Below are 21,837 nucleotides of genomic sequence, written 5' to 3'. Positions count from 1 at the left end.
TTACCCCTTCACTGCGCCTGCGGCGATACCGCGGACGAAAAGCCGGCCTGAAACGAAATAGACGATGAGGGGAACGGCGCCCGTCAGAAGCGTCGCGGCCATGTTGACATTGTACTCCTTCACACCCTGGACGGAGTTGACGATATTGTTGAGCTGCACGGTCATCGGATAGGTGTCCGGGCGGGTAAAGACCACGCCGAACAGGAAGTCGTTCCAGATGCCGGTGATCTGGATGATCATCGCGACGACGAAGATCGGCAGCGACATCGGCAGCATGATCTTGAGATAGATCTGCCAGAATCCGGCGCCGTCGATGCGCGCCGCCTTGAACAGCTCGACCGGCAGCGACGAGAAGTAGTTGCGGAACAAAAGCGTCAGGATCGGCATGCCGAAGATCGTGTGAACGATCACGAGACCGGTCAGCGTTCCATAGATGCCGAGTTCGCGCAGCGCGATGACAACCGGATAGATCATCACCTGATAGGGAATGAAGGCGCCGATGATCAGGATCGAGAAGAACAGCTCCGATCCCTTGAACCGCCAGTTGGCAAGCGAGTATCCGCTGACCGAGGCGACGAAGATCGACACGACGACCGACGGAACGAGGATCCGGACCGAGTTCCAGAACCCGCGCGAAAGGCCGTCGCAGTTGAGGCCCGTGCACGCCTCCGCCCAGGCCTTGACCCAGGGCTCGAAGGTGATCTCCATCGGCGGCGAGAAGATGTTGCCCATGCGGATCTCGGGCATGCCTTTCAGCGACGTCACCACCATGACGTAGAGCGGCAGCAGGTAGTAGAGGGCCGCGACGAACAGTGTGCCATAGAGGATGATGTTGCGGCGCGACAGCGTCCGGCGCGGACGGCGCCCGCGCGGGCCGGAGACATCGGGCGCGACGGCATCGACACCCGCGGCGGTGGTGTTGAGTGAGGATACGTTAGCCACGCTTCTTCCCTCCGAACTCGAGATAGGCCCACGGAATGATGATGATCGCGACTGTGATCAGCATCATGGTCGAAGCGGCGAAGCCCTGGCCGAGATTCTGGGCCTGGAACATGTAATCGTAGACGTATTTGGCCGGCACTTCGGACGCATTGCCCGGACCGCCGCTGGTTTGCGCCACCACGAGGTCGTAGACCTTGACGATACCGCTGGCGATGATCACGAGCGTGGTGATGAACACCGGGCGCATCATCGGGATGACGATGAACAGATAGGTGCGCCACATCGGAATGCCGTCGACGCGGGCCGCTTTCCAGATGTCCTCGTCGATGCCACGCAGGCCGGCAAGCATCAGGCACATCACAAGGCCAGTCCCCTGCCACAATCCGGCAATCAGGATGCCATAAATGACGATGTCGGGATTGTAGAGCGGATCGAACCGGAAACTCTCCCATCCGAGCGACCGCACAATGCCCTCGACGCCGAATTCCGGGTTCAGGATCCATTGCCAGACCAGGCCCGTGACGATGAAGGAGAGTGCGAACGGATAGAGGAAAATGGTGCGGAAGACGTTCTCGAACCGGATCTTCTGGTCCATCAGCGCCGCAAGCAGGAATCCGATCACCAGGCTGAAGATCAGCGAGAGGATGCCGTAGATGGCGAGATTCTGGATCGAGATGATCCAGCGCGATGTGTTCCACAGCCGCTCGTACTGGTCGAAGCCGACGAAGTTCGCGCGCGGGAGCAACTTCGAATTCGTGAACGAATAGACGATCGTCCAGATCGAGCCCCCGAAGAAGATGCCGACGGCAATCAGGATCATCGGAATGGAGGCAATCTTGGAATTCAGATTGCGGAAAAGCTGGTTGGGGCGTTTGGCAGGCGGGTGACCTGTCATCTCGTTTCCTCCTCGAGCGCTTTATCGCCGGAACACGGGGACGCGTGGCGTCAAAGCCGTCGCCGCCGAATGGTGCGGGCCAGAGACATGCCGATCCGGCCGGAGCCCGCGCGGGTTCCGGCCGGATGCAATCGTTCTCGATCAGTCGGCGGAGCCGATGATGTCGGCGAAGCGTTCCTGTGCCGCCTCGGGCGTCATCGAGTTGCTGGCGAAGAACTCGGTCAAAAGGTCTTCCTTCTGCTTCTGGCTGTCGGCCGAGAGCGCCTGGTCGGTACTGGTGAGCGCATTGCCGGCGGCAACGATCTCCAGCCCCTTCTTCATGCAGTCGTTGGCGGCCGACAGGTCGACGTCGCCACGAACCGGAAGAGAGCCCTTCTTGAGGTTGAAGGCGACCTGGGTGGCCGGATCGAGCATCGTCTGCGCGAGCACGTCCTGGGCCTTCGACTTCTCCTCGTCCTGAAGAACCGGGAAGTAGAACGCGTCACCGCCGGTGGTGATGTAGGGGCTGAGACCAAGACCTGGAAGGCAGGTGTAGTCCTTACCGGCGACCTGTCCGGCAACCTGGAACTCGCCCTGGGCCCAGTCGCCCATGACCTGACCACCGGCCTTGCCAGTGATCACCAGATTGGTCGCCTGGTTCCAGTCCTGCACATTGCTGCCGGCGGCCATTTCGCGGGCCTGGGCAGCGGCCTGGAAAACCTTCGCCATTTCCGGACCAGCCGCGGCGTCGGCATCCTTCTTGACGAACACGTTTTCGAACAGGTCCTTACCGCCGAGGTTCAGCACCAGCACGTCGAAAAGACCACCGGACTGCCAGGCCTGGCCGCCGAGGGCGAGCGGCTGCAAACCGGCTTCACGAAGCTTCGGCGCAGCGGCGACGAACTCGTTCCAGTCCTTCGGAACCGGGACGCCCGCCTTCTCGAAGGCTGCGTTCGACAGCCAGAGCCACTGCCACGAATGGATATTGATCGGCGCGCAATAAATCTTGCCATCGATGGTGCAGCTGTCGAGCAGCGACGACGGCTTGATGATGTCCTTCCACTTGCCGGCTTCGGCGACAGCCGTGAGGTCGCGCATCAGGCCTGCCTCGACAAGCTCCTGCGCCTGACGACCGTGGTTGAACTGGGTCGCGCCCATCGGGTCGCCACCGGTGATGCGGCTGATCATGATCGGCCGGGCGGTGCTGCCGGCACCGGCAATGGCGCCGTCGATCCACTTGTTGCCGGTGGCGTCAAAAGCCTTGGCGAGTTCAGCGACCGCAGCCGCTTCGCCGCCGGACGTCCACCAATGGGTTACTTCGAGATCGGTTGCCTGCGCCAGACCGAACGGCATGACGACGGTTGCCGCCAATGCGGCTGCAAAGCTACGAAAATTCATGAGTCTCCTCCCTCACTGAAACGTTGCCGTAAAAACTTATTCGAAACGATTTAGGGACGCAACCGCTCCACAGAAGAAAAAATTCATTCGCCGGCAAATCCCGCAATGATTGCATCCCAATACCTGTAACCAAATACATGCGCAGCGCATATTTTTGCGACGCAATAAGCGAAAAAGGCGTTTTCTCGATGGGTTTTACGCATTCAAAGCCTTGAAGTCTCCCTCTGCCGAATAGTACTCGCCTTCGCATCCGCACAACCGAACATCAATATCTCGTGCTTCAATCAGCGGTTATCATAACAACCGACGGGCGCAAATTTTTCTCGACATTTCTACTGTATCGTTACAGATTTATCGCTTTCAGCGCTGTGCGGCCGTGACCGCGTGGCATTGGACGAACGTGATTTAGGTCGTATAAGAACAATACAGACACACGGGGCGGGAATGGCTGAGGCATACGAGGGGGACCGCGCGAGACTCGCGGCCATGCGCGAAAGACCGACACTGAAGACGATAGCCTTCATGACGGGCCTGGGCATAACGACGGTGTCGCGTGCGCTCAAAGACGCGCCAGATATCGGAGCGGAAACCAAGGAACGCGTGCGGATGGTGGCGCGGCAGCTCGGCTACCAACCGAACCGCGCGGGCGTGCGACTGAGGACCGGCAAGACCAACGTGATCGCCCTGGTGCTGTCGATCGACGAGGAGATCATGGGCTTTTCCAGCCAGATGATCTTCGGCATTTCCGAAGTGCTGAGCGGTACGCCCTATCACGTCGTCGTCACGCCCCACTCGCACAGCAAGGATCCGATGCTGCCGGTGCGCTACATCCTCGACACCGGATCGGCCGACGGCGTCATCATCTCGCGCATCGAGCCGGATGACCCGAGGGTCAGGCTGCTGGAAGAGCGCAACATGCCATTCGCGACCCACGGCCGCACGAGCGGCGGCGTGGTTCATCCCTATCACGACTTCGACAACGAGGCCTTCGGCTACACCGCCGTCGAGAAACTCGTGAAGCGCGGTCGCCGCCGGATCGCCCTGCTCTCTCCGCCGAAGTCACTCACCTATTGCGCCCACACCCGTGCCGGCTTCGATCGGGCGCTGAAGGGTTGCGACGCCAGCGAAGTGCCGGTCTCCGTGGACATCGATACGCCGCTCGCCGACCTCAACGGCGCGATGGAGGCGCTGATGCGCTCGCCGGAACGGCCTGACGGCATCGTCTGCTCATCGAGCAGTGCCGCGATCGCCGCCAACGCCGCGATCGAGACGGCCGGACTGAAGCTTGGGCACGATGTCGATCTCGTCTCGAAGCAGGGTCTGCCGATCCTCAACTGGATTCGCCCGGAGATCATCACGGCGCTGGAGGATGTCCGCCTTGCCGGACGCGAACTCGCCAAGGCCGTCATCGCCCGCATCGACGGCATTTCACCCGATCTGCTGCAGAGCATCAGCCAGCCGGCCTGGCCGGACGAGACGCGTTAGTTCTGCTATTTCCGCCCCGGTTCTTTGGTGCAAAAATGACCCGCGATCCGGGTGCAGCCTACCCTTGACGAACCCCAAAGCTTGTGACCTTGTCTCGGCAAAAAACCAGGGGCAAAACGTGCGTCAACGTCTCATCGACATCCTGAAATCCCAGCGCTGGGAAAACTTCATCATCGCGGTCATCCTGATTAATTCCGTCACGCTCGGCATGGCGACGGACAAGGACCTGATGGCCTCCTTCGGTCCTCTGATCAACGGCATAGACCGGCTGATCCTGGCGATCTTCGTCGTCGAAATCGTGGCCCGGTTCATCGCCTTCCGCTTCCAGCTGTTCCGCGACCCGTGGAGCGTATTCGATGTGTTCATCGTCGTGATGGCACTTGTACCGGCGACCGGACCCTTCCAGGTCCTGCGCGCGCTGCGCATTCTGAGGCTCCTGCGTCTGATTTCGATCATCCCGTCGCTCCGGCGCGTTGTTGGCGGGCTTATCTCCGCCCTGCCCGGCATGGGATCGATCGTGGTGCTGCTGGCACTTCTGTTCTATGTCTCTGCCGTGATGGCGACGAAACTCTACGGTGACCAGTTCCCCGACTGGTTCGGCAGCCTGGGCGCGTCACTCTACACGCTGTTCCAGGTCATGACGCTCGAAAGCTGGTCGATGGGCATCGTCCGTCCGGTGATGGAAGCCTATCCCAGCGCATGGATGTTCTTCGTACCCTTCATCCTCCTCAGTACCTATTCGGTGCTGAACCTCTTCATCGGTGTCATCGTCTCGGCGATGCAGAAGGAAGCGGAGGCGCACACCGACGCGGAACTGCAATCGCTGCATAGCGACAATACCGCCGTCTTGGCCGAACTGCGCGCGTTGCGGGCAGAAATCGGAGAACTGCGGCAGAAGCTGACACCTTAGCGGGCAGCTTCTGCTTGCCTCACCAACCAGAACGTTGAAACGAAAAAAGCCCGTCAATGCCGGGCTTGTCCGTTATTCATCCGCAGATCAGAACGTCGCGGCACCGCTGCCCCACGGGCCGTGATGGAAATCCTTGCCGTCGATGCGGTCGAAGCCGTGAGCGCCGAAGAAGTCGCGCTGCGCCTGGATCAGGTTGGCGCTGCCGCGCGCCTGGCGATAGGCATCGAAATAAGTGAGCGCCGACGCCAATGCAGGAACGGGCAGACCTGCGGTCACGGCGGCAGCGACGACCCGGCGGAGCGATGGCAGGCTTTCCTTGACCATCACAGAGAAGGCCGGCGTGACGATCAGGTTCGCCGCATCCGGGTTTGCGGTGAAGGCACGGGTGATCTCGTCGAGGAACTGCGAGCGGATGATGCAGCCCGCGCGCCAGATCTTCGCGATCGTCGGCATCGGCAGGTTCCAGGAGAATTCCTCGCTTGCGCCTGACATCACGGCGAAGCCCTGCGCGTAAGCCGCGATCTTGGCAGCGAACAGCGCCAGTTCCAGGTCGGCTTCGACATTGCCGCCGGCAAGTTCGAAACGGGCGGTCTCCTTGCCGAACATCTTCTCGGCGACCTCGCGTTCCGCTTTCATCGACGAGAGCGAACGAGCCGCGACAGCCGCCTCGATGGCGGTCGCCGGAATGCCCATCTGCTGGGCCTCGATGACCGACCACTTGCCCGTGCCCTTCTGGCCGGCCTTGTCGAGGATCATGTCGACCATCGGTTTGCCGCTTTCGGGATCCGCGGCCATCAGCACCTTTTCGGTGATTTCGATCAGGTAGGAATTGAGGCGGCCTTTGTTCCAGCTGCCGAACATCGTGCCGATCTCGGTCGCCGAACGGCCGAGACCGTCGCGCAGGATGCCGTAGATCTCGGCGATCATCTGCATGTCGGCATATTCGATGCCGTTGTGGATCGTCTTGACGAAATGGCCTGCGCCATCCGGGCCGAGCCAGGCCACGCACGGATCGTTGTTGAACTTGGCGGAGATCGAGGTCAGGACCGGCTCGACGCGCTTCCAGCTCTCCTCCGTGCCGCCGACCATGATCGAAGGACCATGGCGCGCCCCCTCTTCGCCACCCGAGACGCCCATGCCGATGAAGGTGAGTCCGGTGTCTTTCAGCCAGTCGAACCGGCGCACGGTGTCGCGGAAGTTTGCGTTACCTGCGTCGATCATGATGTCGCCCTTTTCGAGATAGGGCTTCAGCAGTTCCATCTGCTGGTCGACCGGTTCGCCGGCCTTGATCATGATGATGATCGGCCGCGGCGGGCGAATGGACGCCACGAACTGCTCGATCGTCTCGCAGGGAACGATGCGGTCGGCGAGATCGCCGGCCTCGGCCATGAATTCCTGGGTCCGGGCAAAGGTGCGATTGAACACCGCGATCCGGTTGCCCTTTTCGGCGATGTTCAGCGACAGATTGGCGCCCATCACGCCGAGCCCGATCAACCCGATTTCCGCTTGCTGCATGCCATGCTCCGATTCATATGATCAATATCAATGGACCGTCTTGTGGCACTCCTCGTTCCTGCGGGCAAGGCTGAAGCTGTTCCGAAAAGGCATGTCAGCCTTGCGGACGATCGTCCCCGTCATCGAGCACCCGCCAGGCAGCCCCCTCCAGGTCGTCGTACTGCCCGCTCTTCAGCGACCAGAGAAAGGCGAAAAGACCTAAGCCTCCGAGAAAAAGCGCGATCGGGATGAGGTAGATCAGCATATTCATGAGGCTAGTCCCGTCCGTGGCGCGATCATACCCTGTGTCCGCATCTCGTCTGCCGCCTTCGCTTCGGCCGTGCCGAGGCGGTTGAGCCTCAGCGCATTGACGACGACGATGATCGAGGACGTCGACATGGCGACCGCGGCGATCAGCGGAGTGGCATAACCGAGGATCGCGATCGGCACGGCGAGAATGTTGTAGCCGACGGACAACGCGAAGTTTTCCCGGATGAGACGGCCAGACCGCTTCGACACCTCGATCGCAAAGGCCACAGTGTCGAGGTTCGGCCGCACGAACACGAAATCCGCCGCCTGCCGCCCGACATCAGCCGCCGTGGCCGGCGCCATCGAAACATGTGCTGCGGCGAGCGCCGGAGCGTCGTTGATGCCGTCGCCGACCATCAGCAGACGGTGCCCGCTCGCCTCCATCTCGGCGCAGAAGGCTGCCTTGTCGCGCGGGGCAAGCTCCGCTTTCCAGTTTTCGATTCCGAGCCGAGCTGCGATCGATCGCACAACGCCTGCACGGTCACCGGAGAGAATGCCGACCGAGAAACCCTGGCGCCGCATGAATGCGATCGCCTGCTCAACGCCGGGCCGCAATGTGTCCTCGAAGCGGAAGGCCTGCAGTTCCCGGCCATCGAGCGACAGCACGACCTCGGAATACGCGTGCTGGTCCTTGGCCTCTGCCTGATTACCGCAGGCGAAGCGCCGGCTTCCGAGCCGATAGACGCCCTCCTCCGTGTCGGCCTCGATCCCGGCGCCGGGGATTTCGCGCACGGTATCGAACAGGCGGGGTGCAACCAGCGCGGCAGCCGACAACGCCTGCGACAACGGATGACGGGAATGCCCGGCCAGGCCGGCAGCAATCGCGAGGGTTGACGGCGATATCCCTGTGGCATCGACCAGCCGGGGGCGGCCCAGCGTCAGGGTGCCTGTTTTGTCAAAGGCAACGGAATCGATCTCGGCCAGACGCTCCATGGCCGATCCATCCTTGACCATGATACCGGCCCGGTAGAGACGGCCGGCAGCGACCACCTGTACCACCGGAACGGCAAGGCCGAGCGCGCAGGGGCATGTGATGATGAGAACCGCGACGGCGACAAGCAGCGCATGTTTCCAGTCACCGTCGTGGAAGCCCCAGCCGAGAAAGGTGAGGAATGCGGTCAGATGCACCACCGGCGAATAAAGTTGCGCGGCACGGTCGGCGATGCGGCGGTAGCGCGCCCTGCCCCCTTCGGCCGCCTCCATCAGATGGATGACTTCCGCAAGGAACGAATTCTTCGCCGTCGCCGTCGCCTCGACGACAAGCGATCCGGTAAGGCTCAGGGTTCCCGCCTGTACGACGTCGCCGGGCGCCGCCTGCATCGGCGCGCTCTCGCCGTTGACGATGGAGACGTCCATGTCGCTCGCGCCGCTGACGATCGTTCCGTCGACCGGAATGCGTTCGCCGGCGGCAACGGCGATCCGGTCGCCGACACGGATTTCGTCGACCGGACGGTAGTCACGGCTGCCGTCGGGTGTCACAACCATGGCTCCGCGCGGGCTGAGCCGCGCCAGTCCGCTGATCGCCGATCGGGCACGGTCACGCATGATGTGGTCAAGGGTGCGGCCGATCAGCAGGAAGAACAGCAACGAGGCCGTGGCGTCGAACCAGGCGTGCTCGCCGTGGTTGATCGTTTCCCACAGCGAGATAAAATAGGATAGCGAGATCCCGATGGCGATCGGCACGTCCATATTGGTGCGACCGTTGCGGATCGCCTTCCAGGCGGAGATGTAGAAAAACCGCCCGGCGTAGATGAGCGCCGGTGCCGCGATCATCGCGGAAATCCAGTGGAACATGTCACGTGTCGACGCGTCGGCGCCGGACCAGATCGACACCGACAGCAGCATGATGTTCATCGCCGCGAAGCCCGAAACGGCAACCGCACGGACCAGCTGGTTGCGCAACTGGTCGGCGGCCTCCTCACCCGCCGCGAAAAGGTGCGTCTCATAGCCGGTGGACGCGATCGCCCGGGCGATGACCTGCGGGTCGGTGACGGCCTCGCCAACCTCTTCGCGCCAGACGACCGATACGCGGCGGGTCGACAGGTTGACGCGCGCGCGCTCGACTTCGGGCAGGCGCTTCAAAGCGCCTTCGATTGCCGTGATGCAGGCGCCGCAGTGCACGGCCGGAACGCTGAGATCGATCTGGCGAAGGCCCTCGCCAACGTCCCGGCTGGCAAGCTTCAACTCTTCCGACGTCGGCAGAGCGTGGGACGAGCGTTCGATCTCGAGAGCGCCTTCGGTTCCGGCGGCACAGCAGCTCATTTTTTTGCCTCGATCACCGCAATGCGGTTGGCTTCATGCATGATGATCTCGCCGTCACGCATCGCGATCATCTCGACGATCCAATGCCCGGGAAGAACGGGATGGCTTGCGACATAGTCGCCGTTCCCGGCCGGTTGCAGAGCGACGACAAAATCCTGATGCTCGCCGACGGGACGCTTGAAATGCGCAGTCACCGTGTCAGCGACAACGGGACCGTCATCCGCAATGCTGAGATTGTAGCGGATGTCTCCACCCGTGACTGTGAGCTTTCCCTTGATGCCGGTCGCCAGCATGTCCCGGATCGCCGCGGCCTTACCGTTGAACTGCTGGCTCGCCACATAGGTGTTCGGGACCACCAGACCGCTCCAGGTGGATGTCGCGAAATAGGCCATCAGCATGTTCACAAAGATGATCACCCCAAAGAAGGCGACCATGATCGTCGCCATGTGCCAGCCGGTGAAGACGAAGCCCGTCTTGTTTTGCTGTAACCTCATTTCTTGACTCCCGGTCCATTGAAGACGGCCTTGTAGCTCGCGGCCTCGTGACCCTCGACGTCTTCCACGATGAATTCGAACTCTTCCGACGTCCACGCGACCTGATCCCCGGGCAGCGTGACGAACACCTTCAGCGTATTGGCTTCGTCCGGCTTTGCCTCGATGACCATGCGGCGCGGGTCACCGCTCTCGACGCCGTTGGCCTTCATCGAGGCGCCAGGCAGACCTTCAAGGGCGACGCTGATTGTGCGCGGCTCAGGGATCATGTTCAAGATGCGGACAGTATAGCCGTTGCGGATCGAGCCGTCGGATTCCAGGACGTATTGCGGATTGCGGTCGTGAAGCACGTTGACCTCCAGTCTGTCGCGCGACAAAAGCGCGATCAGCAGACCGAGACCGACGGCGCACCAAACGCCCATGTAAAGCAGCGTGCGCGGACGGAAGATGACCTTCCAGTTGAAGTGCCGGATGCTGTCGCTGAACGAGCCGTCAGCCTTGCGCACCTTGCGGGGATCGATCGCCGTCGCGCCGTTGCCGGTCGCGAGCGCCATGTTCGACTGGTACTCGTCAAGCGTCGCGTAGGCAATCAGTCCGCGCGGCTTGCCGATCTTGTCCATGACACCGTCACAGGCGTCGATGCACAGCGCGCAAGTGATGCATTCGAGCTGCTGGCCGTCTCTGATATCGATCCCCATGGGACAGACCGCGACGCAGGCATTGCAGTCGACGCAGTCGCCGACCACCTCGCCGGCTGCCGCCGCCTTCTTGGCGTGCCGCGAGCGCGGTTCGCCACGCCAGTCGTTGTAGGTCACAACGAGCGAGTTTTCGTCCAGCATCGCGGCCTGGATGCGCGGCCAGGGGCACATGTAGACGCAGACCTGCTCACGCATGATGCCGCCGAACACATAGGTCGTGGCGGTAAGGATCGCCACGGTGATGTAGGCGACGGCTGGTGCCTGTCCGGTCACGACATTGACGAGCAGAGTCGGCGCGTCGGCGAAATAGAAAATCCAGGCACCGCCCGTCGCGACCGCGATGACGATCCAGGTCGCGTGCTTGGCGACGCGCTTACGGACCTTTTCGACGGTCCAGGGGCCGGCATCGAGTTTCATCCGGGCATTGCGGTCCCCCTCGATGAAACGCTCGACGACAAGGAACAGGTCGACCCAGACCGTCTGCGGACAGGTATAACCGCACCAGGCGCGTCCGACGGCCGAGGTGATCAGGAACAGGCCGAAACCGGCCATCACAAGCAGCCCCGCAACGAAGAAGAATTCCTGCGGCCAGATTTCGATAAAGAAGAAATAGAAACGCCTGTTTGCGAGGTCGATCAGCACCGCCTGATCGGGCGCGAAAGGCCCCCGGTCCCAGCGCAGCCACGGCGTGAGGTAATAGATGCCGAGCGTGATGAGCATCACCAGCCATTTGAACTGGCGAAACCGACCCTCCGCCCTTTTGGGAAATATCTTTTTACGCGCTTCGTAAAGCGGTTGTCGGACCTTGGCCGACATCACCGGTTCAGCTTCGATGCGCTCGATTTCGCCGCTGTTGGCGGCATCTTTGTCTAACTGGACGTTCATCTACGGCAACCTCGTCTTTCGAGGTTTGTCATCCCATGTCGGACGGCCATCCTCCTTGACTTATATCAAGTAGCGGCCAAGTGTCACAACAGATGCGATTTTCAATATATGGCAGGAGATTTCGAAACACCCCAAGCAAGCCGATTTCCTAGCAAATTTCGGGGGTTCCGGTGGTACACCAAAGGAAATGCGGCGGAATGTCGCCATTCCGCCGCATTGGTTTTCAACTCATTCGCCGCCGCCCAGCGAGTGGACATAGATCGCAAGCTGCTTGACCGTGGCTTCGCCAAGGCGTGCGCCCCAGGCCGGCATCACGCCGTGTTTGGGCTGTGCGACCTGGGACGCGATCCCGGCCTCACCCTGGACCTTCAGCCAGATCGCATCGGACAGATTCGGCGCGCCGAGATCGCGATTGCCCCTGGCATCCTCGCCGTGGCAGGCCGCGCAGTTGTCCATGAAGATCTGCTGGCCCGGAGCAACCATCGAGGCATCCGTCGGCGTACCAGTCAGGCTGATGACATAAGCGGCCACCTGCTTGATCTGCTCCGGCTCCAGAATGTCGGCGTAAGCCGGCATTTCGGAGACCCGAGTGTCCGGATCGCCGTCGTAACGGATGCCGTGCAGCAAGGTCGTCTGGATCGCTTCCAGATCGCCGCCCCACAGCCAGTCGTCGTCGTTGAGGTTGGGATAACCGGCACCGCCGGCCGCACCCGAACCGTGGCATGGCGAGCAGTTGACCTTGAACGCAGCAGCACCGCCAGCGGTAGCGAACTGCGTCAGTTCCGGATCGGCGATGATCTCCGTGATCGGCAGCGCCGCGATCTTGTCGAGGTAGACCGCCTGCCCTGCCTTGGCCTCGCTGAGTTCGGCCGCGACCTGGGCACGGCTCGAATAACCGAGCAGACCCTTGGTGTTTTCCGTCAGGAGCGGCCACGCCGGATACATGATCGTATAGCCGATGGCCCAGACGATCGTGGCATAGAAGGTCCAGACCCACCAGCGGGGCATCGGATTGTTGAGCTCGCGAATGCCATCCCACTCGTGGCCAGTGGTTTCGACGCCACTGATCTCGTCAATATGTTTTTCTGCCATTTCTCAATCCTCCTTGAGAGGGATGCTGGCGGCCTCGTTGGCGGACTTCTTTCCGCCCGGCCGGAACGTGAACAGGACGACCCCGACGAAGAACAGCGCCATGGCAAGAAGCCCCCAGCTGTCTGCGAAGTGGCGCATGGCCGTATAGGTTTCCATGGTTCACACCTCTCAACGGTATCCGGTCGCGTCGTCATACGTGGAGAAGTCGACGAGAGTGCCGAGCATCTGCAGGTAGGAGACCAACGCGTCCATTTCGGTCAGTTGCGCGGGATTGCCGTCGAAGTCCCCGATCTTTGCCTTCGGGTAGCGGGCAAGAAGCCCCTCCGTGTCGGCGTTCGGATCGGCCTGGGCCTTGAGATCAGCTTCCGCGTTTTCGAGCATCTCGTCGCTGTAGGGCACGCCGACAAGGCTGTTGGCCTTGAGGTTGGCCGTAACGTTCGCGACCTTGAGCGGCGTCTGCAACAGGAACGAATAGCTCGGCATGATCGACTCCGGCACGACGTCGCGTGGCTCGGTCAGGTGCTGGACATGCCAGGCGTTCGAGTAGCGGTCGCCGACGCGGGCGAGGTCAGGCCCCGTCCGCTTCGAACCCCACTGGAACGGATGGTCGTACATCGACTCCGCCGCCAGGCTGTAATGGCCGTAACGCTCGACTTCGTCGCGGAACGGACGGATCATCTGGCTGTGACAGACATAGCAGCCTTCGCGGATGTAGATGTTGCGTCCGGCCAGTTCGAGCGGCGTGTACGGCCGCATGCCCTCGACCTTTTCGATCGTGTTCTCGAGATAGAACAGCGGAGCGATTTCCACGATGCCGCCAATGGTCACGACCAGCAGCGAACCGAGGAGCAGAAGGCTCGAATTCTTCTCGAGAATTGCGTGTTTATCAAGAATGGACATTGAGCCTTCTCCTTATTCAGCGGGCTGCACGGCCGCGGGCACGATGGAGCCCGGGATCGGTGCTTCCTGCCGCTCGTATCCAAGGATGGTCATGAGCACGTTGTAGGCCATGATCACACCACCGACGAGGTACAGGCCACCACCGAGGGCGCGCAGGACATAGTAGGGGTACATCGCGGCGACCGACTCGGCGAACGAGTAGACCAGGAAGCCCTGATCGTCGTATTCGCGCCACATCAGGCCCTGCTGGATACCGGCGACCCACAGAACGGCGGCGTAGACGACGATCCCGAGGGTAGCGAGCCAGAAGTGCCAGTTGACCAGACGCAGCGAGTAGAGCCGGTTACGGTGCCACAGCTTCGGCGTCAGGTAGTAGATCGCGCCGAACGAGATCATGCCGACCCAACCGAGAGCGCCGGAGTGGACGTGACCGATGGTCCAGTCTGTGTAGTGGCTGAGCGAGTTGACGGCCTTGATGGACATCATCGGACCTTCGAAGGTCGACATGCCGTAGAAGGCAATTGCAATGACCATCATGCGGATGATCGGGTCGGTGCGGATCTTGTCCCATGCGCCCGACAGCGTCATCAGACCGTTGATCATGCCGCCCCAGGAAGGCATCCAGAGCATGATCGAGAAGACCATCCCGAGGGTCTGCGCCCAGTCCGGCAGAGCCGTATAGTGCAGGTGGTGCGGTCCGGCCCAGATGTACATGAAGATCAGCGCCCAGAAGTGGATGATCGACAGGCGGTAGGAATAGACCGGACGACCGGCCTGCTTGGGCACGAAGTAGTACATCATCCCGAGGAAGCCGGCGGTCAGGAAGAAGCCCACGGCGTTATGGCCGTACCACCACTGCGTCAGCGCATCCTGGACGCCGGAGAACAGCGAATAGCTCTTCACGCCGACGAAGGAGACCGGCATCGCCAGATTGTTGACGATGTGCAGCATCGCGATCGTGACGATGAACGACAGGTAGAACCAGTTCGCCACATAGATGTGCGATTCCCGCCGGGTCATGATCGTGCCGAGGAAGGTGATCAGGTAGGCGACCCAGACGACGGTGAGCCACAGGTCGACATACCATTCCGGCTCCGCGTATTCGCGGCCCTGGGTGATGCCGAGCAGGTAGCCGGTCGCGGCCATGATGATGAAGAACTGGTAGCCCCAGAACACGAACCAGCCGAGGCTGCCGCCGAACAGACGCTGCCGCGAGGTGCGCTGGACGACGTAGAAGGACGTCGCGATCAGGGCATTACCGCCAAAGGCGAAGATCACGGCCGAGGTGTGGAGAGGCCGCATGCGACCGAAATTGAACCAGGGCTCGATGTTGAGGTCGGGATAGGCCAGCTGCAGCGCGACCACGACGCCGACGAGAAAGCCGACGACGCCCCAGAAAACGGTGGCGATGACGCCGTATTTCACGACCTCGTCGAAATATTCCGACTTGGCCTGTGCGGAGGATGTGTCATTCGCCGGCGCGAAGGTCATGCGACGCAGCATCACAATGGTGCCGGCGGCTAGCGTAAAGAACGCAACCCACATATGGGCAGCAAAGAGGCTGTCGGCGGCAAACGCCACTCCGAGCAGCGCGGCGAAGGCAAGAACCGCCATCACCAATGTTTCAAAGGTATAATTCATTGTTGGTATCCCCCAACACATTGTGCGTTTCGTGCGCAGGTACCCCTTCGACGGACCCGAAGCGACATCCTGCATCACGGTGAGAATTGCCATTCCCGGCAACAAGCCACCTTGATCCAGATCAAGGCGAGCCTGCCTCGATTGAGGGAAAAACAATTTACTTTGGCCGGACGTCCGCGCCGCTTCTGACAGGCGGCGCAATGATGCCCCTTCAAGGACGCATAAGGCGGGCCACCCGCCTCGCGCATCCGGTCGCGACGCGCGGACGTGACATCGACGGAGAGAGCAAGATGCAGTCGGAAACGCCGTTAAGTGCCGGCATTGGCGTCATACAGGTCCAGAAACCGGGCGTATCCGGCGAGAGCAAGAACCTGGGCTGGCTGCGCCGCGCTCATCAGGAACAGCTCGCCCTCTGCCGCGAACTGGAGGAGATAGCCGATTCGCTGCCGGCAAATATCAACCGCCAGAAGTGCATTTATGCCGCCAAGGCGCTCGGCCCTTTGATTCGCGGTGTCCATCATTTCGAGGAGACAACGCTCTTTCCCTGGCTCAGCGATCGGGAATACGGAGACCTGGATCTTTCACGCACGCTAGACCGCCTGCGGTTCGAACATTGCGAGGACGAGTGCTTCGCCGAAGAACTGACCGACGCGCTCCTGCATCTCGGGGCCGGCGAGGCGGTCAACATGGAGGCTGTCGGCTATATGCTGCGCGGCTTCTTTGAGGGCGTGCGGCGCCACATAGCCTTCGAGACCGAGCACCTTCTGCAGCACCTTCCTGAGGATGCTCTGCAGACGGCCTGACGGCTCAAGGTCGTTTTCTCCCAGAGCCCTGCTTATCGCTTCGAACGTCAGGCCGCGAGAACGGTATTCCCGTCGCGAAGCGGCCGCGCCATCACAATGACGCCGAGCGTTTTGCTTGCGGACCCGGCCAGAGGACTGAGCCGGCACTCGAGCCCGCCCCCGTCCGTACCATTAGACCAGGACGGGATTTCAACAGTCTCGCCGCCCAGGCAACGATCGAAATGGTTCTTGCCGGTCGATTGAAACCAGTCCTGCCCGAACAGGTCACCAACATGCCGGCCGATCGTATCGAACGGCGTACGACCAAAATAGCGCGCATGCGCCGGGTTGCAGAACAGGTATCGATAATCCACGGTAATGACCGAGACGAGGTCTGGCAGGCTGTTGAGAACCGTCTCGTTGAGAAAGACGTCGTCGCCAAGGCCGGACCGGTTTTCCATCCCGTGCGACGTCAGGCAGGACGCGGCGACGCCTTCCGAGCCAAAGTAGCGCTCGAGCAGCACCGCCAGCATCGCGGAGTGCCTAAGCACGCAGGACCTGTCGTCTGCATCCTCGCGGATGAGGCTGTTGATGAAGCGGAGCTGCTGGTGCACCTCGTGGGAGCATTGGGCTCGGTGGTCGATGATCGCGCCGATCAATGGTTCGAGTTCGCGGTCGAGCATGCGCACGAGCCTCTCGTCCCCAACCCGAATCGCATGCTGGAGCTGATGACACTTCAGCGAAAACGCCTCGAAGAGCGGCAGCAGGCTATGATCTTTGACGTTCTGTGCCATCGTGACCGATCTGGTGCTCGACCTGTTTCTCTCCCCGGCGCATCGCGGCAACGCGGACTACGCCCCATTGCAAAGTGGGTAACATGACGCCCCTTCATGTTCAACAGACTAGGTTTAGGGTATTTGCAGAACGGAAGAATGTACTAAAATGAAGATACCGGAATGTATAAAATGCAAGTGAAATGGCCAGCGCGCAATGCTCCGGGTTTGACTTGAAATATTAGCGAATAACAACCGGTTACATTGCCTTGAAGGCGTCTGACGTTGCGCCTCCGATTGCCTGAGCGATTACAGGCTACGCTTGATCGACCAGCGATCGTGATACCAGAGCCATTGCTCCGGATATTCGCGCACCCAGCTCTCCACCTTGTCGTTCAACAACTGGGCCGTCGCATCGACATCGAGCTGACCGCGCTCGTCACGCGGAAGCGTCATGGCCGGTTCGATCTCTAGACGAAACCTGTTGTCCGGGAGGCGGATGCATCTCGCTGGATAGACTTCGCAGTTGAACTGCCGGGCGAGCTTTGCCAGCAAGGGGTTGGTCTTGACCTTCTGGCCGAAGAACACTGTCTCGCGGCCCTTGTTGAATTTCTGATCGACCAGCACGCCGACACCGCCGCCCGCCTCGAGCTGGCGGGCGAGCGCAAAGGATGACCCGGCGTGCGACGGCACCAGCTTTCCCATTCTGCCGGCGCGGAAGTCGAAGACCTTCTGGGCGATGTAGGGATTGTTCGGCGGACGGAACAGCACGGTGACATAGAGTCCGAAGGCGGCACCGGCGACCGGCAGCATCTCGAAGTTTCCCGAATGCGCGGTGAAGACGATGAAGGGACGCGGATTGTCGCGCAGGTCGAGGAAGATCGGGATTCCCGACACCTCCACCCTGCCCGTCTTTTCGCTGAACGGGTCGAAATCGAAGAGACGGTCGAGAAAGATATACTCCGCCGCCATCCGGCCCATGTGGCCCCAGGCGGCAAGCGCGATGGCCTCGCGCTCGGCCTCGCTCTTTTCCGGGAAGGCGTTGGCGAGGTTGACCTGCATTAGCCGGTGACGGCTGGTCTTCGGACCGATCCAGCGCATGGCCCGGTCGGCAAACCGGATTGCCGGGTCGGCCGGCAGGATCTTCAGGAGATTGAGCAGCGCGAATGTCAGCTGCGCCACGGCCCATTGCGGGAACCGGCGCATCGCCACAACGAATCGCGTCACCAGTGCTCTCAACGGATCAATCCATCCTGAGCACGATCTTGCCGAACACCTGGCGGCCTTCCATGCGTTCCAGCGCACGGTCGATATCGTGAAGCCCGACCTCGGTGTCGATCACCGGATGCACGATGCCGCGCGCCATCTTCTGCATGGCGTTCGCCATGTTTTCCATGCGGCAGCCGAAGGAGCCCAGCAGTTTCAGCTGCTGCTGGAACAGCATCATCAGATTCATGTCGGTCGAAACGCCGGACGTGGAGCCGCAGGTGACCAGACGCCCTCCCCGCTTCAGGCAGAGCATCGAGCCGGCCCAGGTGTCCTTGCCAACGTGCTCGAACACGACGTCGACACCCTTCTTCTTGGTGATCTTGCGCACCACACCCTCGAAACGATCGGTGCGATAGTTGATGACGTGATCGGCGCCGAGCGCCTTCGCCTTTTCGATCTTGTCGTCGGAGCCGACGGTGGTGATCACCGTGCAGCCGATGCGCTTGGCAAGCTGGATCGCGGCCGTGCCGATGCCGGAGCCGCCTGCATGGACCAGAATGGTCTCGCCGGGTTCGAGCCTGGCATTGTCGAACAGCATGTGCTCGACAGTGCCGAACGTGACTGGCGCGAGCGCCGCGGCGACGGCGTCGATGCCCGGCGGCGCCGGCACGAGCTGGCGGGCCGGAATGTTCATCTTTTCCTGCGCAAAGCCGTCGAGATGGAAGCCGTGCACACCGCCGACGTTTTCACACAGATTGTCGCGCCCCTCGCGGCAGGGCTTGCAGAGGCCGCAGACCCTGGCACCGTAGACCGAAACCAGTTGACCTGGAAGCACATTGGCGACGCCGGGACCGATGGCATCCACCACGCCGGAAGCCTCGGCACCGATGACCAGCGGCATCTTGCGCTTGGCGAACGCCATCCCGCGCCAGCCCCAGACATCGATGTGGTTGAGCGCAACCGCCTTGACCCGAAGCGTTACCTCGCCGGGGCCGGGAGCCGGCGGTTCGGCGATATCGGTGATCTCGAGCTTGCGGTCTTCGACGAGCTGCAGTGCGCGCATGGAAAATGTCCTCGCCGGTCAGGCGGTTGATTGATCTGCTGTTTGGCGGTGACTTAGGCCGGTTCCCGCGTCATGACAAGGCTGGCGTTCTGTCCGCCGAAGCCGAACGAGTTCGACAGTACGGCCGACACATCCGCGTCACGCTTCACGTTCGGCACCACATCCAGCTCGATGGCGGGGTCCGGATTGACGTAGTTGATGGTCGGTGGGACCGTCCCGGTCAGCATGGTCTGGATCGAGAACACAGCCTCCACCGCGCCGGCGGCGGTCAGCGTGTGGCCGATCATCGACTTGTTCGACGAGACCGGGATCGCCTTCAGGCGGTCGCCGAACACCGCAAGCATGGCCCCGTATTCCATCTTGTCGTTCTCGGGCGTCGACGTGCCGTGGGCATTGATGTAGCAGACCTGGTTCTCCGAGAGACCCGCGTCGTCCAGCGCCGCACGAATGGTGGCAATCGCAGGCGCACCGTCCGGCGACGAGCGTGTGCGGTGGAAATGGTCCGCCTTCTCGCCGCAACCCTTCATGATGCCGAGAACCTTCGCACCTCGGGCGACGGCCGCCTCCAGCGATTCCAGCACGAGCGTCGCCGCGCCTTCGGCGATGACGAACCCGTCGCGATCCTTGCTGAACGGCTTCGAGGCCTTCTCCGGCGGATCGTTGTGGGTCGACAACGCCGACAGCAGCGCGAACCGGATGAGCGCCTCGGCGCCAACGGAGCCGTCAGTCGCGACAGTCAGTGCGCGGTCGGTGCGGCCCTGGCGGATGGCCTCGACGCCGAGCTGGATCGCGGTGGCGCCCGAGGCGCAGGCCGTCGACAGCGTCACCGGCAGTCCGCGCGTGCCGAACCGGTCGGCGAGCCGTTCAGAGATCGAACCGAACTGGACCGCCTCCATGAACACCGGATCGGCCTTGGCGCGCATCGCGGCCGTCAGTCGATTATAGGCGTGCCCGTGGTTCTCGTCCGGCGGGCACCGCTCCACCACCCGGAAACGATCGTCCCATTCCGGCTCGACCGGCGGGGCGGCGAGGAAGAGAGGACCCTCGAAATCACCCGAAAGGCCGGCTTGCGCCAGCGCTTCGAGCGTCGTCTCGCGCGCCATCGCGTAAGAGCGCTCCACAGCGTTGACTGCCGGGAGTTCGATGAAATCGACCGTGCCTGAGATCCGGGTGTTGAGCCCTTCGGTCGGAAAGCGGGTGATCTTGTGGATGCCAGAGACGCCGCCTGTTAGCTTCGCCCAGTTATCCTGAAGTCCTTGACCGAGCGAGGTGATGACCCCCATGCCGGTGACGGCAACGATCGGGCGGCCGAGATGATCCTTGAAGCGGGACTGTGTCATGTCTGTCTCCTCAGCCTTCCGCGCTCAACCGGGCCATGCCTTCACCGCGAACATAGCCGACGGTGGTCACGATGGCGTCCGACGCTTTCGTCGTCATTGTCGCCTCGGCGCCGGCATCGAACGGCGGCACGAGCGCCTTCGTATCGAGCGCAAGCGCGGCAAGCGCCAGTCCAAGAGGGAACTGCGCCTCGAGCGCATGCCCCGTCACGCCGCCAAAGCCGCGTAGCACGGCCTGCGGGAAGGCGGTTTCAAGAGCGGATTTCTCGCGCCGGGACAGGTCGACGATGCCGCTTGCGCCCGAAAACACCAGCGTTCCCTCGCCGGCACCCGCGCCGACGGCGGCAGCCATGCGCGCCAGACGCTTTTCAAGGCCGCCGTCCTCACGGCGACCGCGGTCGCCCTCGATGGCATCGATCGTCGCGTAGATGTGAGCGGATCGGGATTCCGCGTGCGAACGCGATTCAAGAATGAGGAAGGCGCCGACGGTGCCGAACATCATGCCGCCGCCATGAGAAGCGTCGCGCTGCCAGAGCGGCTTCCACGCACCGGTCAAATGCGCCTGCACCCCTTCGACCAGCAGGAAGATATCATCGCGATCGGCGACGAAGGCGCCGCCGACGAGGGAATGGGTCGACTGGCCAGCGCGGATGCGCGCAAAGGCTGTCTCGATCGCGGAGATGCCGGCGGCTTCCTCGCCCATGAAGGTGCGCGACGATCCGGTGACTTTGTGAACGATCGAGATGTTTCCGGCCATAAGATTGGAGAGCTGTGCCAGGAAGAGGGTCGGGCGCAACTCGGTGGTGAGCTTCTCGTTGACGAGCTGGTCGCGGTCGTTGCGCTTCAGGCCCTCTTCGAGGATCAGCGTGTCAACATTGATGTCGCGTTCGCCGCCGCCGGCAGCAACGATCATGTCCATGGTCGCGCAGGCCTCCGCATCATCCTTGAAGCCTGCGTCGTCGAGAGCAAGACCTGCCGCGTAGACACCAAGCCGCTGCCAGTTTTCCATCTGCCGCTGGTCGCCACGCTTCGGGATCTGCGTCGACCAGTCGATCTCCGGCATCGGATGGATCGGGTAAGGCTTGAAACGCTCCGCTTCCACCGGTGGCTGCAAGCCTGATTGGCCGGACAACAGCGCGACATGCGGTTCCTTGCCGGTTCCATGGCAGGTGACGATGCCGATGCCGGTGATCACCACATCGTTTGGCTGTTTTGTCATATGTCGTCCTCTCGGCGGAGAGTGTGTGAAGCGGCAGCGTTGGAGCCGGGTACCGCAATGGTCGGGATGACCC

Annotated in this window: 20 protein-coding genes; 3 read left to right on the top strand and 17 right to left on the bottom strand. The window is 61.9% G+C overall.

From position 1 onward, the window contains the following. The 3 genes from J5J10_RS07020 to J5J10_RS07010 form a co-directional block, all read right to left on the bottom strand. On the bottom strand, positions 1-942 hold the full coding sequence (locus J5J10_RS07020; protein WP_208551176.1) for a carbohydrate ABC transporter permease: 942 nt from the start codon (positions 940-942) through the stop codon (positions 1-3). Continuing rightward, positions 935-1,837, bottom strand: coding sequence for a sugar ABC transporter permease (locus J5J10_RS07015; RefSeq protein WP_211929353.1), 903 nt, complete (start codon positions 1,835-1,837; stop codon positions 935-937). Before J5J10_RS07015 ends, J5J10_RS07020 begins: the two co-directional genes overlap by 8 nt. A gap of 141 nt (positions 1,838-1,978) precedes the next feature. Next, on the bottom strand, positions 1,979-3,214 hold the full coding sequence (locus tag J5J10_RS07010) for an ABC transporter substrate-binding protein (protein WP_208551178.1): 1,236 nt from the start codon (positions 3,212-3,214) through the stop codon (positions 1,979-1,981). Positions 3,215-3,658: 444 nt separating this feature from the next. Here J5J10_RS07010 and J5J10_RS07005 point away from each other — a divergent pair, with 444 nt between their 5' ends. Together J5J10_RS07005 and J5J10_RS07000 are read left to right on the top strand one after the other, a co-directional pair. Next, positions 3,659-4,699, top strand: coding sequence for a LacI family transcriptional regulator (locus J5J10_RS07005; protein WP_208551179.1), 1,041 nt, complete (start codon positions 3,659-3,661; stop codon positions 4,697-4,699). Positions 4,700-4,817: 118 nt separating this feature from the next. Beyond that, a complete protein-coding gene (locus tag J5J10_RS07000) occupies positions 4,818-5,609 on the top strand; it encodes an ion transporter (RefSeq protein ID WP_349252044.1) in 792 nt (263 codons plus the stop codon). A gap of 87 nt (positions 5,610-5,696) precedes the next feature. Here J5J10_RS07000 and gndA read toward each other — a convergent pair whose 3' ends face one another. The 9 genes from gndA to ccoN form a co-directional block, all read right to left on the bottom strand. Continuing rightward, positions 5,697-7,124: an NADP-dependent phosphogluconate dehydrogenase gene (gene gndA / locus J5J10_RS06995; protein ID WP_211929351.1), complete on the bottom strand. Its 1,428-nt coding sequence runs from the start codon at positions 7,122-7,124 to the stop codon at positions 5,697-5,699. A 94-nt stretch (positions 7,125-7,218) separates the two neighbouring features. Further along, positions 7,219-7,374 carry a cbb3-type cytochrome oxidase assembly protein CcoS gene (gene ccoS, locus J5J10_RS06990; RefSeq protein WP_208551182.1) on the bottom strand — a complete coding sequence of 52 codons (156 nt, stop codon included), beginning with the start codon at positions 7,372-7,374 and terminating at the stop codon, positions 7,219-7,221. Beyond that, positions 7,371-9,674, bottom strand: coding sequence for a cation-translocating P-type ATPase (locus J5J10_RS06985; protein WP_211929350.1), 2,304 nt, complete (start codon positions 9,672-9,674; stop codon positions 7,371-7,373). The genes ccoS and J5J10_RS06985 overlap by 4 nt, the downstream gene beginning before the upstream one ends. Next, positions 9,671-10,168, bottom strand: coding sequence for a FixH family protein (locus J5J10_RS06980; RefSeq protein ID WP_211929349.1), 498 nt, complete (start codon positions 10,166-10,168; stop codon positions 9,671-9,673). The genes J5J10_RS06985 and J5J10_RS06980 overlap by 4 nt, the downstream gene beginning before the upstream one ends. Next, positions 10,165-11,748: a cytochrome c oxidase accessory protein CcoG gene (ccoG, locus tag J5J10_RS06975; protein WP_208551185.1), complete on the bottom strand. Its 1,584-nt coding sequence runs from the start codon at positions 11,746-11,748 to the stop codon at positions 10,165-10,167. Before ccoG ends, J5J10_RS06980 begins: the two co-directional genes overlap by 4 nt. A gap of 228 nt (positions 11,749-11,976) precedes the next feature. Then, entirely contained in the window at positions 11,977-12,840 is an 864-nt protein-coding gene (ccoP, locus tag J5J10_RS06970) for a cytochrome-c oxidase, cbb3-type subunit III (RefSeq protein WP_211929348.1), read from the bottom strand. Positions 12,841-12,843: 3 nt separating this feature from the next. After that, positions 12,844-12,996: a cbb3-type cytochrome c oxidase subunit 3 gene (locus J5J10_RS06965; protein ID WP_208551187.1), complete on the bottom strand. Its 153-nt coding sequence runs from the start codon at positions 12,994-12,996 to the stop codon at positions 12,844-12,846. Positions 12,997-13,008: 12 nt separating this feature from the next. Next, entirely contained in the window at positions 13,009-13,740 is a 732-nt protein-coding gene (gene ccoO, locus J5J10_RS06960; RefSeq protein ID WP_208551188.1) for a cytochrome-c oxidase, cbb3-type subunit II, read from the bottom strand. Between the two features lie 12 nt (positions 13,741-13,752). After that, positions 13,753-15,381, bottom strand: a complete 1,629-nt coding sequence (gene ccoN, locus J5J10_RS06955; RefSeq protein WP_211929347.1) for a cytochrome-c oxidase, cbb3-type subunit I — start codon at positions 15,379-15,381, stop codon at positions 13,753-13,755. 200 nt (positions 15,382-15,581) lie between these two features. Between ccoN and J5J10_RS06950 the strand changes: the two genes are divergently transcribed. Next, a complete protein-coding gene (locus J5J10_RS06950) occupies positions 15,582-16,184 on the top strand; it encodes a hemerythrin domain-containing protein (RefSeq protein ID WP_249116691.1) in 603 nt (200 codons plus the stop codon). A 47-nt stretch (positions 16,185-16,231) separates the two neighbouring features. On the opposite strand, the gene J5J10_RS06945 is transcribed toward J5J10_RS06950, so the two are convergent. The 5 genes from J5J10_RS06945 to J5J10_RS06925 form a co-directional block, all read right to left on the bottom strand. Beyond that, positions 16,232-16,957: a PAS domain-containing protein gene (locus tag J5J10_RS06945; RefSeq protein WP_211929346.1), complete on the bottom strand. Its 726-nt coding sequence runs from the start codon at positions 16,955-16,957 to the stop codon at positions 16,232-16,234. 288 nt (positions 16,958-17,245) lie between these two features. Then, positions 17,246-18,175 carry a lipid A biosynthesis lauroyl acyltransferase gene (locus tag J5J10_RS06940; protein WP_211929345.1) on the bottom strand — a complete coding sequence of 310 codons (930 nt, stop codon included), beginning with the start codon at positions 18,173-18,175 and terminating at the stop codon, positions 17,246-17,248. A gap of 4 nt (positions 18,176-18,179) precedes the next feature. Next, complete coding sequence (locus J5J10_RS06935; protein WP_208551192.1) at positions 18,180-19,208, bottom strand: zinc-binding dehydrogenase; 1,029 nt, start codon at positions 19,206-19,208, stop codon at positions 18,180-18,182. A gap of 53 nt (positions 19,209-19,261) precedes the next feature. Next, complete coding sequence (locus J5J10_RS06930) at positions 19,262-20,548, bottom strand: beta-ketoacyl-ACP synthase (RefSeq protein ID WP_211929344.1); 1,287 nt, start codon at positions 20,546-20,548, stop codon at positions 19,262-19,264. A gap of 10 nt (positions 20,549-20,558) precedes the next feature. Further along, the gene (locus tag J5J10_RS06925; protein ID WP_211929343.1) at positions 20,559-21,764 is read right to left on the bottom strand and encodes a beta-ketoacyl-ACP synthase; all 1,206 of its coding nucleotides are present in this window, start codon (positions 21,762-21,764) and stop codon (positions 20,559-20,561) included. Positions 21,765-21,837: the final 73 nt, after the last annotated feature.

This window comes from Ciceribacter sp. L1K23 (assembly GCF_018122705.1).
In the GTDB taxonomy this organism is placed as follows: domain Bacteria; phylum Pseudomonadota; class Alphaproteobacteria; order Rhizobiales; family Rhizobiaceae; genus Allorhizobium.
This window is presented reverse-complemented; position numbering and strand designations above follow the sequence as displayed.